This is a genomic window from Arthrobacter ramosus (genome assembly GCF_039535095.1).
Classification (GTDB): Bacteria; Actinomycetota; Actinomycetes; order Actinomycetales; family Micrococcaceae; genus Arthrobacter; species Arthrobacter ramosus.
The window spans coordinates 4198530-4214266 of record NZ_BAAAWN010000001.1 but is presented as its reverse complement, the minus strand read 5'-3'; the positions used below and the strand labels follow the sequence as shown (position 1 = coordinate 4214266).

Annotated in this window: 11 protein-coding genes, 1 tRNA gene and 1 pseudogene; 8 read left to right on the top strand and 5 right to left on the bottom strand. The window is 63.3% G+C overall.

The genetic code is table 11. The annotated features are described in order from the left end of the window. Positions 1-112: 112 nt before the first annotated feature. From ABD742_RS19390 to ABD742_RS19380, 3 genes and pseudogenes are all read right to left on the bottom strand, one after another. Positions 113-4611, bottom strand: a pseudogene (locus ABD742_RS19390) (ExeM/NucH family extracellular endonuclease). A 280-nt stretch (positions 4612-4891) separates the two neighbouring features. Then, positions 4892-5671: a VOC family protein gene (locus tag ABD742_RS19385; RefSeq protein WP_234752474.1), complete on the bottom strand. Its 780-nt coding sequence runs from the start codon at positions 5669-5671 to the stop codon at positions 4892-4894. Between the two features lie 138 nt (positions 5672-5809). Beyond that, on the bottom strand, positions 5810-6688 hold the full coding sequence (locus ABD742_RS19380; protein ID WP_234752475.1) for an undecaprenyl-diphosphate phosphatase: 879 nt from the start codon (positions 6686-6688) through the stop codon (positions 5810-5812). A 109-nt stretch (positions 6689-6797) separates the two neighbouring features. On the opposite strand from ABD742_RS19380, the gene ABD742_RS19375 reads away from it, so the two are divergent. Next, positions 6798-7454, top strand: coding sequence for a potassium channel family protein (locus ABD742_RS19375; RefSeq protein ID WP_234752476.1), 657 nt, complete (start codon positions 6798-6800; stop codon positions 7452-7454). A gap of 136 nt (positions 7455-7590) precedes the next feature. Here ABD742_RS19375 and nirB read toward each other — a convergent pair whose 3' ends face one another. Further along, entirely contained in the window at positions 7591-10212 is a 2622-nt protein-coding gene (gene nirB, locus ABD742_RS19370; protein WP_234752478.1) for a nitrite reductase large subunit NirB, read from the bottom strand. A gap of 279 nt (positions 10213-10491) precedes the next feature. Here nirB and nirD point away from each other — a divergent pair, with 279 nt between their 5' ends. Beyond that, positions 10492-10866 carry a nitrite reductase small subunit NirD gene (gene nirD / locus ABD742_RS19365; protein ID WP_234752479.1) on the top strand — a complete coding sequence of 125 codons (375 nt, stop codon included), beginning with the start codon at positions 10492-10494 and terminating at the stop codon, positions 10864-10866. A gap of 185 nt (positions 10867-11051) precedes the next feature. On the opposite strand, the gene ABD742_RS19360 is transcribed toward nirD, so the two are convergent. After that, positions 11052-11139, bottom strand: a tRNA-Ser gene (locus tag ABD742_RS19360). 114 nt (positions 11140-11253) lie between these two features. Here ABD742_RS19360 and ABD742_RS19355 point away from each other — a divergent pair. The 6 genes from ABD742_RS19355 to ABD742_RS19330 all read left to right on the top strand — a co-directional run bounded on the left by ABD742_RS19355 (position 11254) and on the right by ABD742_RS19330 (position 15445). Continuing rightward, positions 11254-12237, top strand: coding sequence for an NAD(P)H-quinone oxidoreductase (locus ABD742_RS19355; RefSeq protein WP_234752480.1), 984 nt, complete (start codon positions 11254-11256; stop codon positions 12235-12237). 35 nt (positions 12238-12272) lie between these two features. After that, positions 12273-12854, top strand: a complete 582-nt coding sequence (locus ABD742_RS19350) for a PadR family transcriptional regulator (RefSeq protein WP_234752481.1) — start codon at positions 12273-12275, stop codon at positions 12852-12854. A gap of 34 nt (positions 12855-12888) precedes the next feature. Continuing rightward, positions 12889-13377 (top strand): GNAT family N-acetyltransferase, encoded by a 489-nt coding sequence (locus tag ABD742_RS19345; protein WP_234752482.1) that lies wholly within the window; start codon positions 12889-12891, stop codon positions 13375-13377. After that, positions 13374-14027: a bacterial proteasome activator family protein gene (locus ABD742_RS19340; RefSeq protein ID WP_234752484.1), complete on the top strand. Its 654-nt coding sequence runs from the start codon at positions 13374-13376 to the stop codon at positions 14025-14027. The genes ABD742_RS19345 and ABD742_RS19340 overlap by 4 nt, the downstream gene beginning before the upstream one ends. 8 nt (positions 14028-14035) lie before the next feature. Next, entirely contained in the window at positions 14036-14488 is a 453-nt protein-coding gene (locus ABD742_RS19335) for a hypothetical protein (protein WP_234752485.1), read from the top strand. Positions 14489-14605: 117 nt separating this feature from the next. Then, entirely contained in the window at positions 14606-15445 is an 840-nt protein-coding gene (locus ABD742_RS19330) for an aldo/keto reductase (RefSeq protein WP_234752487.1), read from the top strand. Positions 15446-15737 lie beyond the last annotated feature (292 nt).

Here is a 15737-nt window from a genome sequence, read left to right as displayed (position 1 = left end):
TGCTCCCCGCCCGTTCCGACGAGTGGACATAAGCCTGATATGTCCACGCGCAGGGGCCGGGGGAGAGCATGCTCATCCGGGGTTGGCGCCGCGGCTAACCCCTAAGCGGTGGCTAGCCCCTAAGGCACTTCTGGTACTCAAGCCACGCGAAGGCGTATTTGATCCAGCCGAGCACGTCGTACCACTTGCTCGGCATGACCGGTGCAGTGCACTTCGGAGGCAGTGGGGCGGCAACCTTGACGGCGGCCTTCACCACGGTCCCGGACTCGACGGCGGTCAGCACCAGCGTTCCTGTTCCGGGCGCCGCTCCCGCGGGTACCTTGACGTTCACTGTGGCAGCATCGGAAGCGACGCTGACCGTTCCCAATTGTGTCGCGACGCCCTTGGCATCCGTGAAGACTGCCTTGAGCGAGGTGTTTTGCGGGCTGCCGAGCGAGGTCAGGTTCAGTTTGGAGACGGCCAGGGCCACGGCGTCACCGCTCCTCAGCTCTGCCGTCGTGGTGTTCACGACGGCAACGGAACGGCGGGCGAAGTCCGGTGACACCGGATTGTGTGCGCGCAAGTACTTGATCCACGCCTCACGATCCACCAGTCCTGAGTCCTTGGTGTTGCTGCCTTCCTTGAAGACCCGGAAGTTGTCGCCGCCAGCGGCCAGGAAGCTAAAGGTCCCGATCCGGTACGACTTCGCGGGGTCGATGAGCGCACCGTTCACCCGGATAGAGGTGATCCGGTCGCCCGCCGCACGGGCGGCGTCGAAGGTGTAGTTCACATTCTTGGAAACGCCCAGCTGCAAGTACGGACGGCTCGGTACGGTGCCATCGGCGTTGGTCTGCCACTGCTGCTCAAGAAGCGACTTGAACTGGGTGCCCGTCAAGGAGGTGGTCCAGAGGTTGTTCACGAAAGGCAATACTGCATTGGCCTCCGCGTACGTGATGGTGCCGTCGGGCGCGTAGTAGAGCTCGTTGCGCAGACCGCCGGGGTTCACGACGCCGATCTCAGCCCCGCCAAGTTCGGTTGCCTTGAGCGTATCCACCAGTGAATCCGCCACCAGGTTGCCCAGGGTGGATTCGCTCGCCCGGTCATCACGCTTGGGAGTCCCTCCCGTGGGGTCCGGCGTGAACGCCGTCGTGATATCCGCGGTGACCGCACCAACCGGCTGATTGCCGACGACGGCGGCGTCGGCCAGGGCCTTGTCGACGATCGCCTTGACCTGTGCGGCGCGAGGGTAGGTTCCGGACATGTCCGTTGTGGAGCGCTTGACGTTGCCCGCGGTGTAGGCGGTCACGGCCATGCTCTTGGTATCTACCGTCAGCGTGATGCGGCCGACGTTTTCGCCGTAGTTGCCGGTCTGCACGATCGGGCGGCTCTTGCCCGTCGGCTGGCCGTTGGCGTCAAGGATCGGTGCGTCCCAGGCGTATTCCTTGTGGGTGTGGCCGGTGAAGATGGCCGCCACATCAGGTGTGGTTTCCTTCACGAGCTTGGCGAACGGCCCGCCCGCAGCAACTTCCTGCTCGATCGTGGCACCTTCCGGGGTACCGGCTCCGGCGCCGTCGTGGATTTCCGCGACAATCACATCGGCAAGCTTGCCGGCCTTGATCTTGGCGGCAACGCGGTTGACGGCGTCCACAGGGTCACCGAAGTCAAGGTCCGCGATTCCGGCCGGGCTGACCAGGGACGGGGTTTCCTGCGTCACCGTGCCGATGACGGCCACCTTGACGCCGTTCATGTCCAGAACGGTGTATTCCGGCAACACCGGGGTGGTGGTGCCTTTCTGGTAGACGTTGGCACCCAGGATCGGGAACTTCGCGTTGTTGCCGCCTGCGATGACGCGGTCCCGCAAGTCCGCCCATCCGCCGTCGAACTCGTGGTTGCCCGCCGCGGACACCTTGAGCTCAAGCGCGTTCAGCACATCGATCGTTGGCTGGTCCTTGGCCACCGCCGAGGCGAAGAGGGACGCGCCGATGTTGTCTCCCGCGGAGATGAAGGCGGTTGAACCGGCCGCGGCACCGGCCCGGAGCTGTTCGAGGGTGCTGGCGAACAGGACGGTGTTGCTGTCGATGCGTCCGTGGAAATCATTGATGCCCAGGAACTGCAGGTCCACGCTGGCCGGGGTGGTCGGCAGGTTCAGGCCGACCACCACGGGGTCGTGGTCACTGGCCCGGAACTGGTCCGCGGCGTAGTAGTTGCCCACGTTGTTGTTGTATCTGCTGTACTCGAAGGCGACCGACTCCACCGAGTTGATGTTCCAGATGTCGGTTCCCGTCACCACTTCATGAGCGGAGGGGGAGGCCAGGATGTGGTCGAGGGAGCCGACCATTCCGCCGAACAAGTACGAGTGCTTCCCGGTGCTTGTTTCCAGATCCGCGTAGCCGGCCCCCGTAAGGACGTTGATCGGGTCTTCTTTGGAATAGGCGTTGAAATCGCCGATGAGGAACACTTTGTCGGTGCCCTTGGAGGACTTCAACTGATCGGCGAAGGCCAGAAGCGACTGTGCCTGCTTGGTGCGGGCAACGTTGGAAGCGCCTTGGCCCTTGTCGGTGTCGTCCGGTGTTACTGCTGAGCCCTTGGACTTGAAATGGTTCACGATCGCGATGAACTTCTTGTCATCGCTGGCCCCCACGGGCTTGAATACCTGGGCGAGGGGCTTGCGTGCGCTGGCGAAAGCGACGGTGTCGTTGTGGATGATCGACTCGCCCAGTGGTTCGGCGCTGGCCTTCTTGAAAATGAAGGCCGTACGGATCATGTCCTCGTCGCCCAGCGGGGGAGCGTTGGCAGGTGTGCGGACGTAGTCCCAGATTCCCGGGGTTTCAATGTTGAGGGAATCCACCAGCTTCGCGAGGGCATCGTCGCGGTTCTTGCCGAATTGTGCCGAGTTCTCGATCTCTTCCAAGGAGACGACGTCGGCGCCGGACTTGGTGATTGCGGCGACGATCTTTGCTTGCTGGCGCTGGAGGTTCTCCGCATTCGCCGCGCCGCGGGCGTTGCAGCCGTCCTTGACCGTGATCGGGTTTCCGTCCCGGTCGGTGTAGTAGGTGCAGCCGCTGAGCTGGTCACCGGTGGTGGGGAAGTAGTTCAACACGTTGAAGGAGGCGATCTTTAGGTTGCCTCCCACGTTTGCCGGGGCCTCGGGCCGGCTACCGGTGAAGCTGACCGGCTGCACGGAGTCTGCGGTGGCCGGGGTCAGTTGGGAGAGCGGTTGGAATTTCCAGGCGTTGTTCCCGTAGCCGAGGATCACGTTGGTACGGAAGGTCGCAGCCGATCCGACCCGTACGGGATCGCTCGTTGTGAGGTAGGGGAGTGCTTGCGCCTTCGTGGAGGCGTCCTTGAGGAAGTTGGTGGACGCGCCGTCGTCGAGCTTGATGCCGCGCAGTGCGTTATCCGCAACCACGGCGTTGTATTCCGCTGAACCATAGTTTGCTACGGCAGTTGGCTGGAGCAAGGGGAGGTCCCTGCCGCCAGGCCGATTTCGCCGTACTGGTTCAGTGAATAGTTGTCCGTCACGGTGAAGGTGCCCTGGGGTGCCAGAAGCATGCCTTCGTAGCGCTCGCGGGTGGCTTCGTCGGCTGGCAGCGTGAAGTTGCTGGGCTTGACTTCAGGCGCCGCTTCGCTGAGCTTCTTCACCCCAGCTGCGTCCGCGGTGAGCTGCGTCTGGTTGGCGAACTCGCTCACCGTGCCGGTGAGTTCGAGGTAGTCGCCGATCTGGGTGCTTTCCACGGTGTACGGCGAGTACACGAAAATCGCGTCCGACGCAGTCCTGGCCGCCGGATCAGTGTCGCCGCCGGTTCCGGGGGTCTGCACGTAGTAGCCGTTGAATCCGCCCGTTGCGTAGACGGCAGTGACCTTGCCGCGGGTGGTGACCGTGGCACCTGTGAACGGGCTGGCCGCTCCTGTGCCTTGGATTTCCGCAATGGTCTTGTTCTCCGGCCCGGTGGTCGGAGGGGTTGTGGCCCCTGCCGCCGTCGGGGTGATGGCGGCGCTGAGGCTTAGGTCGGCGGCGTTGTTGTTGGTGTCCGCTCCGTTGCTCCGGTTCAGGCTCCTGACATCAGCGTTGTTTGCCGGTGCGGTGGCGGCTGCCGTCTCAAACGTATTCGAGGTCCCGTAACCGAGGAGATCGGCTACCGCAGGGTTGCCCACTACGGAACCCGTGGGAAGCGGGTTCACAGCAGTGCCTTGCTTCGCAAGGACGATTGTTCCGGCACTTCCGCTGGGGTTGAGCGTGCCGGAACCGTCGACGTCGGCAGTCGGCAATTCTGCCGCCGTCGAGGTTGCGCTGTTGCTGGCGCCCTTGATGAGGAAGTATCCCTTGGCCGGGATGTTGCCGGTGAGGGGAGTGATGAAGGTGGGCGGATTGACGTTGCCCGCCGCGCGGTATTGGAGCGACCAGCCGCTCAGGCTAACGACGGAGTCGGAGTTGTTGTACAGCTCCACGAACTTGTTCCGGAACGCAGCTCCGGCGCTGCCTCCGCTGAGATAGGCCTCATTGATCACCACCGACGGGCCTGTTGCAGGGGGTATATCGGCTGCCAAGGCCGGAACGGTGGCGAGCGGGGCTGCAAGCAATCCCGCCGACACCACCAGACCGACTAGAAATTTCCCATTTTTGAAATGCATCAGCTCTGACTTTCAATTGGCCGTGTGGGGCGCAGTGGAAGACGCCCGTCGTGTGCGTCGGCGGGCGGTGAACCGGGCTTTACTCCGGTGGGGATATCACGCTCGGCATCACATCAGGCGTGAGTGAATACCGAGTTGCCATATGGTGACGGCACAAACAAGAGAGAGCATGCCCTCCCTTTGAGGCGGGGAGTGGACATAATCCCAATATGTCCACTCCCCGCGTCGTGGGGAGAGCATGCTCTCTGGTGGGTGGCGGCCTGCGCCTAGCGGGTGGGGCTTATGCAACCTGGTTTTGGATGAGTTTGAAGATCGCACCCGTCGGGTCGGTCAGGGTGGCCATCCGGCCGTAGGGAGTGTCCTCAGCCGCCTGGACGACGGTAGCGCCCAGGGCGGTCGCCTGTTCGATCGTGTCATCGACCTTGTCCACCGCGAAGTAGACGCCCCAGTAGGACGGCACCTCGGCCGGGAGGAAACCGGAGGCGTCCATGATGCCTGCCTTGGAGTCGTCGCCCGCCCCTAGCGTGGTGTAACGGAACTCCGGAGTGTCGCCCACGACAGTCGTTTCCCAGCCGAAGACGTTCCGGTAGAAGGCGACTGCCGAGTCGTACTCCTTGGCGAAGAGCTCGTGCCAGGCGGGTGCGCCTGTTTCGGCAGCCAGCTGATAGCCCTTCATCCCGCCGAACTGCCAGGCACCGATGGCTGCTCCGGAGGAATCCGCGTACATGGCCATGGTTCCCTGGTCAGGCACTTCCATGGGTTCCATGTAGACCTGGCCGCCGTTGGCGACGGCCGCTTCGGTGGTTGCCTTGATGTCGTCAGTGCGCAGGTAAGTGGACCAGACATCGGGCATCTGGGCCATGTCTTCCTGCTTCTGCATGATCCCGGCCACCATCTTGCCGTCCTTCGAGGCCGTGATGTAGCCGCCGTACTTTTCCTGGTCCCCGGTCTCGTAGGTCCAGCCGAAGAGCGTGTTGTAGAAGGACTTTGCCTTCTCCGGGTCCGAGGTCATCAGGTCGATCCAGCAAGGTGAACCGGGGGTGATGTCAGGCGTGGGCATGTTTTCTCCTGTGTCGTTACCGCGGTTGTTGCCACGGTTTCATGAGTGGGTGGTGGAGACAGACAAAACCCTATGCGGGGCCTCTGACAGTTTCAATGCCTTGGGGTCAATGCCTTCGCTCGATGCCTTCGGCGGAAGCTAGCCCATGACGAGCATCAAGATGAAGTAGATCGCTCCGCCGACCACCGAGTAGATGGCGAAGGGCGTCAGGGTCCGGGTCTCAAAGAAACGAAGCAGGAACTTGGTGGCGAACCATGCGGCGACACCCGCGCACAGCGCCCCCACCAGGAACACGCCACGCTCGTCGGCCATGGCCGGGGTGAAGAGTTCAGGCAGCTTCAGCACGGCGGCGGCGCCGATGATCGGCGTAGCGAGCAGGAAGCTGAACCTCGCAGCATTTTCGTTGTTCAGCCCGGACAGCAAGCCGCCGGCCATCGACGAGCCGGAGCGGGAGATTCCCGGGATGAGGGCGGCTGCCTGGGCGGTTCCGATTGCCAAGGCGCGTTTCCACGGGAGGGTGGCGATTTCGGCGTCGGAAGCTGTTGCGGTGGCTGGTTCCGCCGCAGCACGGCGGCTGTCCCTAGTCCGCAGACGCTCGGCCGCAAAAAGGATGAGACCGTTGAGCACCAGGAAGGCGGCAGCGATCAGCGGCGAACCGAAGAGGTTCCGAATGGGCTTTTCCAAGACCAGACCGATGATTCCGGCGGGCACGGTTCCTACCACGAGGAGCCAGCCGAGCTTCGCATACGTGTCTGACGGAGCAATCTTCCTGTCCCGGATGGAACGGCCAAGACCCTTGGCGATTTCAATCCAGTCCCGGAGGAAGAAGAAGAACAGCACAATTGCCGTAGCCAGGTGGGTGGCTATGAGGAAGTTCAGGAATTCCGGCGCCTTCTGGTCCAGGCCCCAACCGAAGAGTTTGGGCAAGATGACGCTGTGGCCGAGGCTGGAAATCGGGAAGAGCTCGGTGATTCCCTGCAGCAGGCCCATAACGATGGCCTGGATCATATTAATCATAGGTTCGATCCTAGCCAGTACCGGTTACTGGGAGATGAACGTTAGCTGGGAGGCAGCCGAGTGCGAGCAGGTGAACGCGGTCAATAGGGTAGGTGGCTAATATCGACGAATGACCCAAGAGCGATGGCGGCAGGTTTCCGAATGGCCCATGGTGGCGGCAGCAGTGCTGTTCCTGGTGGCCTATTCGTTCCAAGTGATCGCCAATCTCAGCGAGGCCCAATCCACCGTCGTTGACACCATCATCTGGGTCACCTGGCTGGTGTTTGCCTTGGACTACGCGATGTGCCTCGTCTTGGCGCGGCGTCGCGCCCAGTGGTTCGTGCGGAACCTGCACGAATTGCTGATTCTGGCCCTCCCGGTCCTCAGGCCCTTGAGGTTGTTGCGGCTCGTGACACTCCTGAAGCTGCTCCATCGCACGGCCGGGAACGCCATGCGGGGCCGCATCCTCACTTTTGTTCTCGGGTCCGCGGCCCTCCTGACGTACTGCGGTGCGCTCGCCGTGCTTGATGCGGAGGAGAACGCCGCGGGCGCCAACATTACCAACTTTGGCGACGCCATCTGGTGGGCGATGGTCACCATCACTACTGTCGGCTACGGGGACCACTACCCGGTCACGGTTGTGGGCCGCTGCGTTGCCGGAGGCTTGATGGTGTGTGGAATCGCTGTCTTGGGCGTCGTGACCGCTTCGGTTGCCTCGTGGCTCGTTGAACAGGTCTCATCCGGAGCTGCGGCGGCCGCGACAGTCGCCGAGGAGCCCATGAAATAGGAGATTCGCCGGTTGGCTGAGCAGGTCGAACGCCTCAGCGCGATTCTGGAAAACGCCGACGGCGAGCTAGGGGGCGGCGTCGTCGGAGCCCGCGGCGACCACTCGCCGTCCCCGTAGCTCGCCGTAGGGTGCGTTCTTAGTGCTCGCGTCCGCGGACGGGGATGCTCGCGGAAGAAATCAAGACCGCGCTTTTCTCTTCGTTGGTCGCGGGGCGGATCTGGCCGCGTTCTGGAACAAAGACGATGGCCTCGTCTTCGTGCTCGGGGGCGTTGACGAAGGAACGGAAGCGGCGGAGCCGTTCCGGGTCCTTCAGGGTCGCGGCCCACTCGTCCTCGTAGGACCCGACGTGCTTGGCCATGGCGGCTTCGAGCTCGTCGGCGATGCCGAGGGAGTCGCCGACGACGACCTGGCGCACGTGCTCAAGGCCGCCGTCGAGTTCTTCCTGCCAGCGGGCGGTGCGCTGGAGCCGGTCCGCGGTGCGGATGTAGTACATGAGGTAGCGGTCGATGTATTTGATCAGGGTGTCGTCGTCCAAGCCGGCGGCGAGGAGTTGGGCGTGGGCGGGGTTCGCTCCGCCGTTGCCGCCGACGTAGAGGTTCCAGCCCTCCGATGTCGCGATCACGCCGACGTCCTTGCCGCGGGCTTCGGCGCATTCGCGGGCGCAGCCGGAGACGCCCATTTTGAGTTTGTGCGGGCTGCGCAGGCCGCGGTAGCGCAGTTCCAGGTTGATGGCCATGGCGACGGAGTCGAGGACACCGAAGCGGCACCAAGTCGAGCCCACGCACGATTTCACGGTGCGCAGGCTCTTGCCGTAGGCCTGGCCGGACTCCATGCCTGCGTCAATGAGCTCGCCCCAGATGAGCGGGAGTTGTTCGAGGCGGGCGCCGAACATGTCGATCCGCTGCCCGCCGGTGATCTTCGTGTACAGGCCGTACTTCTTGGCGATCGTGCCGATGACAACGAGCTTGTCGGGCGTGATCTCCCCGCCCGGGATGCGCGGGACCACGGAGTAGGTGCCGTCTTTTTGCATGTTGGCCAGTGCGCGGTCGTTGGTGTCCTGCAGGGTGCCGCGGCCGGCGTCGAGCACGTACGCGGAATGCTGCGAGGCGAGGATGGAGGCGATGGTGGGTTTGCAGATGTCGCAGCCGGCGCCGGTGCCGTATTTGGCCAGGATGTCTTCGAAGGAGTCCAGTTCCAGGACGCGGATGGCGTCGAAGAGTTCCTGGCGGGAGAGGCTGAAGTGCTCGCACAACGCCTTGGAGACCTCGATGCCGGACTTTGTCAGTTCCCCTTCGAGGAGTTTCTTGAGCATCGGCACGCAGGAGCCGCACTGGGTGCCGGCGCGCGTGCAGGCCTTCAGTTCGCCGAGTTCCCGGACGGGGGCGTTGCCCTCGCAGGAGCCGCAGCCGTTGATGGCGTCGCGGATGTTCCCGGCGGGGACGTTGTTGCAGGAGCACAGGGTCGCGTCGTCGGGCAGTTGGGTGTCCGGGGCGTCCCCGCCGCCGGCGGCGGTCAAATAGGCGCCGGGTTCGGCGGGAAGTTCGCGGCCGAGCAGGGGGCGCAGGCTCATGTAGGGGGTGGCGTCGCCGACGAAGATGCCGCCGAGCAGGGTCTTGGCGTCGTCGGTGGTGACGATCTTCTGGTAGACGCCCCGGGCCGGGTCGGCGTAGACGATCTCCAGGGAATGCTCGGTCTTGGCGAACGCGTCGCCGAAGCTGGCCACGTCCACGCCGGAGAGCTTGAGCTTGGTGGCGGTGTCGAAGCCGGGGAAGGTTGCTTGCCCGCCGTGCAGGCGGTCGGCCACGATCTCGGCCATCGTGTTTGCCGGCGCCACGAGTCCCAGGCACATGCCCTCGAAGTTCGCCACCTCACCGATGGCGAAGATTCCAGGGATCTCGGTCTCGCAAGCATCGGAAATGACCACACCGCCGCGCTGGCCAAGCGTGAAGACCTGCTCCTCGCCCTCCGCTGCACGGAAGAGTTCATCGCGCGGCCTGACCCCGATCGCGACGATCACGATGTCGGCGTTGATGATGCGGCCGTCGGCCATGAGGACTCCGGTGACCTGGCCGTCGTCGTCGGACAAGACTTCGGACGGGAACACGCCGCCGTGGATTTCGAAGCCCTTGTCTTTGATGAGACGGCCCAGTGCCTGGCCGGCGCCTTCGTCGAGCTGGGTGGTCATCAGCCAGGACGCGCCGTCGATGACGATCGGGGTGGCGCCCAACCGCTCCGTGCCTGCGGCCGATTCGAGGCCGAGGAGACCGCCGCCGATGGTGACCGCGTTGACCTTGCGGCCAAGTTTTTCCGTAAGCTGCGTGATGGCCTCGTTGATGGCCCAGACGTCTTCGAGCGTGCGGTAGACATGTGTGTGCTCGGCGCCCGGGATGGGAAGGCGGGCGGCATTCGAACCCGTCGCGACCACGAGGGCGTCGTATTCGTAGCTGTTGCCGGCCGCGGTTTCCACGGACTTGGCGTCGGGGTTGATCTTCACCACCCGCTCGCCAGTGCGCAGCTCCAGGGCATCGTGGTCCCACATCGACGCGTGCCCGAGGGTGAGGTCGCAGTCCACCTCGATGAGCGCCTTGCTCAGCGTGACCCGGTCATATGGAAGATGCGCTTCCTCGGTCAGGACCGTGACGTGCCAGCCCTCGAGACCGCGGGTATGCATGGCATCGGCAAAACGGTGGGCCGCAGGGCCTCCGCCGGCGACGACAATGCGGCGCGGGTTCTCTAAAGGGGAAGTATGTCCGGTCACTGGCGGCCTTTCGCATGTGCCGCAGAACCGTCATCCGCGACTTGTCACTTCAGACTAAAGACACGCAGTTTCGCTTCAGTTTCCCTTTTGTTTCGGGGGCTTAACTTCGGCATCACGGTGAGGATTGCGGCGAAGTGAGGTCTCCTTTACGAGCAGGACACATTGATTGCATTCCGGCGAAACATGGCGGGCCTACCGTGAAGTTGTGGCCGCAAACGGCCCGTGCCGGATGGCGGAGTTGGATCCGCCGGACCGGCAGGCTAAGCGATAGGGGCTGAAATGACCGTAATTCTGGATCGGGAAAAACAACAACAGCGGAGTGCGCCGACCGCGTCCGGCTGGCACCGCGTCTGCGCGATCGACGAGCTGGAACCGGCCTGGGGCGAAGCTGCCCTTGTCGGAGGCAAGCAAGTAGCGCTTTTCCGCACCACGCCGGATGAGGTCCTGGCGGTATCCCAGCAGGACCCGGCAACGCTGTCCAACGTCATGGCGCGGGGAATCGTCGGTTCCCGGGGCAGCCGTCCCACCATCGCCTCACCGCTTCACAAAGAGGTCTACGACCTTGAAACCGGCGAATGCTTCACCAACCCCGAACTGCGGCTCACAAGCTACGCCACCCGCCTGGTGGACGGATACGTCGAAGTAGCCGTCTAGGCTGCTTCAGCTCCCGACGCCGATTCCGGCCGGTTCCGTCCGCGGAACCGGCCATTGGCGTTTCTTAGGGGTACCCCGCAAGGGCGAGGGACCGCGAACCAGCGGGTTTAACGCAAAAGAGGCCGGCCACGGAATCCGAAGATTCGCATGAACCGGCCTCTCAACTGCGCGATCGCCGCGCCACGCGGAAGGTAAGGGATTTGAACCCTTGGTGCGGGGTTACCGCACACTGGTTTTCAAGACCAGCTCCTTAGGCCGCTCGGACAACCTTCCCTGCCTAGTAGTGTTTCATAGGGAGTTGGCTGCGCCAAAAACCTGCCGCCGCGATTAACGCGGTTAAGGTGTCTGAAAGGCCAACTGCACTGAGCAAGGGATCGGGAGCACTCTATGAAAGCCGTCTACATCTCCAAACCGGGCGGGCCTGAGGTTCTGGAAATCCGCGACGTCCCCGCTCCGGTTCCCGGCCCCGGCGAGGTTCTCATCGACGTCGTCGCCGCCGGTCTAAACAGGGCAGACGTCCAGCAGCGCCGCGGGTTCTACCCGCCACCACCGGGAGCATCCGAAATTCCCGGCCTTGAGGTCTCCGGCAGGATTGCCGCGTTCGGGCCCGAGGTGAGCAAGCCCTTTTCCGTGGGCGACAAGGTAGTGGCCCTGCTTTCGGGTGGCGGCTACGCGCAGCAGGTTGCGGTCCCGGCGGAGCAGGTTTTGCGATTGCCCGACGGCGTGGATCTGGTCACCGCCGCATCCTTGCCGGAAGTAGCCGCAACGGTTTACTCGAACCTCATCATGACTGCCCAGTTGCAGGCCGGTGAGACGGTACTAATCCACGGCGCCACTGGCGGCATCGGCACCATGGCCATCCAACTCGCCAAAGCGTACGGTGCCACGGTCGCGGCGACTGCCGGCACGGCCGAAAAGGTCGGGACCGCGAAAGCCTTCCTCGGGGCCGACATTGCCATCAATTATGCGGAAGAAGATTTCGCCGAAAGCCTCAAGGCGCAAAACGGCGGCAAAGGCGCAGACGTGATTCTCGACGTCGTCGGTGCCAAATACCTGCAGCAGAACGTGGAAGCACTCGCGGACTACGGCCGGCTGGTGGTGATCGGGCTGCAGGGTGGCGTCAAGGGTGAACTCAACCTCGGCCAGTTGGTCAGCAAACGCGCGGCGATCATCGGCACAGCGCTGCGTCCGCGGCCGGTCGCCGAGAAGGGTGTCATCATGAACGCCGTCCGCGAATCGGTCTGGCCGATGCTGGCCGACGGCCGGATCAAGCCGTTCGTGGCCAAGTCGTTCCCCTTGGAGCAGGTCCGCGAAGCCCACGAGTACTTCGATTCCGGCGAGCACATGGGCAAAATCCTGCTGCTGCTCTAGCGGCTCCCGCCAAACCGGCAGTACGAAGGAGAGCGATGTCCATCCGGTACAGCATCCTGGCATTGCTTCAGGAGCAACCACGCTACGGCTACCAACTGCGGGCGGCGTTCGAGGAACGCACGGGAGCCGTCTGGCCGCTGAACATCGGACAGGTGTACACCACGCTGAACCGGTTGGAGCGCGACGCCTTGGTCCGCAAAGAGGGCGACGACGGCCGCGGCCACGTGCTTTTCAGCATCACCGACGCCGGGACCGCAGAGATCCGCCGATGGTTTTCAACTGCAGTGGATCGGGGGGCTCCGCCGAGGAACGAACTGGCCATCAAGTTGGCGCTGGCCGTCACGACGGCGGGCACAGACGTCCCCGCGCTCATCCAGGCTCAACGTGAGATTTCCCTTCGGGAACTGCAGGAGTACACCCAGGACCGCAAGGACTTGGCTGCCAACCAAAAAGTGGCAGATACGGCCAGGCTGCTCGTCTTGGACTCCCTGATCTTCCATGCCGAGGCGGAGGCCCGCTGGCTGGATCTTTGCGACGCCAGGCTGGTCCAGCAGGCCAATGGCGCCAGCAACGGCATGCTGGGAACCGTCCGCTCTGCGGGGACACCCACGGCATAGACTTCTCCGCAGGGGAGGTGCTGACATCGAAACATTGACGAATGCCGACGTCCGGATCCGGCTGCTCGGCCCCGACGACGCCGACGCGCTGATGCGCTTGGCGGAAACGGATAACTTGTTCGACGAGGATCCTTCAGTCGCGCCGTCAGGGGCGTTGACGTACGACGCCGCCCGCTCTTTTTTGGGCGACCCTACCGCGCTGTTTTGGCTGGCCGAGCTCGGCGGTGGGTTAGTGGGATTCCTCCACTGCTGCATTCAGCGCCGGCGCAATGCCGGGCCTTGGGCCGAGCTGCTCCTCATGGAAATGGGGACTCATATGGAGTGGCGCCGCCGCGGTATCGGCCGCTCCCTCGTGGCCGTCATGGAGGAGTGGATGCGGGAACACGGGATGGAAGAAGTCTGGGTCCCCGCCAACCTCTATGCCACGGGCTTCTACGAAAAATGTGGTTTCGCTAAGGACGAAGGCGAAATACTCGTCAAGGCACTGGGCGGAGTTGCGGCCCGTGAGAGTATGAACGCATGAGCGATCAGGACGACACTCAACCCAGTGGTGAGAGTTTCGACGACATCCCGGTGGAGGGCACAACCTTGGACGCTGGCACGGCACAGAGCACGTCTGAAGCGGGTCCCCAGGCCGACGGCAAGCCTGGCGTCAAGAAGGGCAGCACCCTGCAGGACCTCGTCGACGAACCAGCCAAGGTCATGCGGATCGGCACCATGATCCGCCAGCTCCTCGAAGAAGTGAAGAGTGCCCCCTTGGACGAGGCAGCACGCGGACGCCTTGCCGCGATCCACGAACGCTCCATCAAAGAGCTGGAAGAGGGCCTCGCGCCGGAACTTGTGGAAGAGCTGGAACGCATCAGCCTCCCATTCCCTGAACACGCCACGCCCTCTGACGCCGAACTACGGATCGCGCAGGCCCAGCTTGTCGGTTGGCTCGAAGGGTTGTTCCATGGAATCCAGACCGCCATTGCTGCCCAGCAGGCGGCCCGGGAGCACGCTGTCGCCCAGCTGCAGCTTCGCCAACTGCCGCCAGGAACCATGATCGCCCCCGGCGTCGTTATCGGCGAAAATGGTGAACCGCAGCGTGCCCACCTTCCCGGCAAGGAAGCGGAACCCGGCAAGCAGCCTCGCGTCGAAGACCCGGACCGTCACCCGGGCCAATACCTCTGAGCGCTGGATTGGGATTCTTTGGGGCCGTCCGACAGGGACGGAAGGATGATGCTGAACTTGGCAAAGGACTGTGGAGGCGTGCCCACGATCGCTTCCATCGCGGCCTTGACCGGTACCACCAAGTGCTTGAAGGCGTAGAAGACGAACAGCTTTACGTCGAACTCGTGGCTATTGCGAACGAACTGGCGGACTTGTCGTCCAGGGTACGTGCCATCTGCGTCGAGGCCCAGCTCCGTGCGCCCAGTGACGGGCTGGACATTCCCGGATCGCTCGCCGACGTCCATCGTGCGCTGTCCAAAGCGGGGAACTCTCTTGCCACGACGGCGGAGGCGGCCGCGATGCTGCGTCTCGCCGTCGGGCCCGTTCCTGTGGGAGCCGTTTCGGTGCGACGACGCGCTGAAGCCGTTTACGAGCATGTCGAAGAAGCCGAACGGCTACTGAAGGCCAAAGCCGGCTCGTAGGCAATCGGCGATTTAGGTGCAGACGCGTCTATTCCCACATAACAACTATTAAGCGCCTAGCTTAGAGGAGCAGGAATCCGTAGCCACCCGGTGTGAGCGGCTGGCAGGATGGAAGCCATGACTTCGTCACCGAACCTTACTTTTAACGACGGCAACTCCATTCCCCAGCTCGGCTACGGGGTGTGGCAGGTTGAGGACGATGTAGCCGAAAAGGTGGTGCGTCAGGCCTTCGAAGCCGGCTACCGCCACATCGATACCGCCAAGATCTACGGCAACGAGGCAGGCGTGGGACGCGCCATCGCATCCTCCGGCCTCAAGCCCGAGGAAATCTTCATCACTACCAAGTTGTGGAATGCGGACCAGGGCTACGAGTCCACGCTCGCGGCTTTTGAAGAATCCATGAGCCGCCTCGGCCTGGAAACCCTTGACCTGTACCTGATCCACTGGATGCAGCCCAAGCAGGACAAGTTCGTGGACACCTGGAAGGCGCTCATTGAGCTCCAGAAGCGCGGACGCATCAAGTCCATCGGCGTCTCCAACTTCAGCAAGGAAGGTCTGCAGCGCCTGATCGACGAGGCCGGCGTTGTTCCGGCGATCCACCAGATCGAACTGCACCCGTTCTTCAACCAGTCGGAACTCCGGGAGTTCGCCACGGCACGGGGCATTTTGACGCAGGCCTGGTCGCCTTTGGGCCAGGGCGGCGAGCTCCTTGAGAACGCCACTATCGCCGAGATCGCTGCCAAGCACGGCGCCACCCCGGCGCAGGTGGTTATCGCCTGGCACTTGGCGATCGGCAACGTCGTGATCCCCAAGTCCGTGACCGAGTCCCGGATCCAGGAAAACTTCGCAGCACTTGGCGTCACCTTGGATGAGGCCGACATTGAAGCCATCAACGGCCTGGACCGAGGCGCCGAAGGCCGCATCGGACCGGATCCGGCAGTCTCAGACTTCGCATAGTTCTCGACTCGCGTAGTTCTCAACTCGCGTAGTTTCACAACTCGCGTAGTTTCACGACGGAAGGCCCCGCACATAACAGGTGCGGGGTCTTCTTGTCTTAACTGCTAAGCGGGCTGATGATCGTGGTGTGATCGGCTCTTGGGGCCGTTGTATCCGCTCATCTTCATTCCCCAGTGGGTGCACTTTGCACTGCGCAATGACCTTACGGGCGCGTGGCTTTTGGCAATTAGCGTGGCTGTACTACTTGTCGGGATGGGGTTTCTCGTCAGCGACTTTCGCCGGACGGGCCGGT

What these genes read in the sequence shown, in the direction of transcription:
- ABD742_RS19385 (WP_234752474.1), bottom strand. Translation starts at nt 5,671, where the DNA reads ATGCCCACGCCTGACATCACCCCCGGTTCACCTTGCTGGATCGACCTG.
- ABD742_RS19340 (WP_234752484.1), top strand. Translation starts at nt 13,374, where the DNA reads ATGAGCGATCAGGACGACACTCAACCCAGTGGTGAGAGTTTCGACGAC.
- ABD742_RS19375 (WP_234752476.1), top strand. Translation starts at nt 6,798, where the DNA reads ATGACCCAAGAGCGATGGCGGCAGGTTTCCGAATGGCCCATGGTGGCG.
- nirD (WP_234752479.1), top strand. Translation starts at nt 10,492, where the DNA reads ATGACCGTAATTCTGGATCGGGAAAAACAACAACAGCGGAGTGCGCCG.
- ABD742_RS19355 (WP_234752480.1), top strand. Translation starts at nt 11,254, where the DNA reads ATGAAAGCCGTCTACATCTCCAAACCGGGCGGGCCTGAGGTTCTGGAA.
- ABD742_RS19350 (WP_234752481.1), top strand. Translation starts at nt 12,273, where the DNA reads ATGTCCATCCGGTACAGCATCCTGGCATTGCTTCAGGAGCAACCACGC.
- ABD742_RS19380 (WP_234752475.1), bottom strand. Translation starts at nt 6,688, where the DNA reads ATGATTAATATGATCCAGGCCATCGTTATGGGCCTGCTGCAGGGAATC.
- ABD742_RS19330 (WP_234752487.1), top strand. Translation starts at nt 14,606, where the DNA reads ATGACTTCGTCACCGAACCTTACTTTTAACGACGGCAACTCCATTCCC.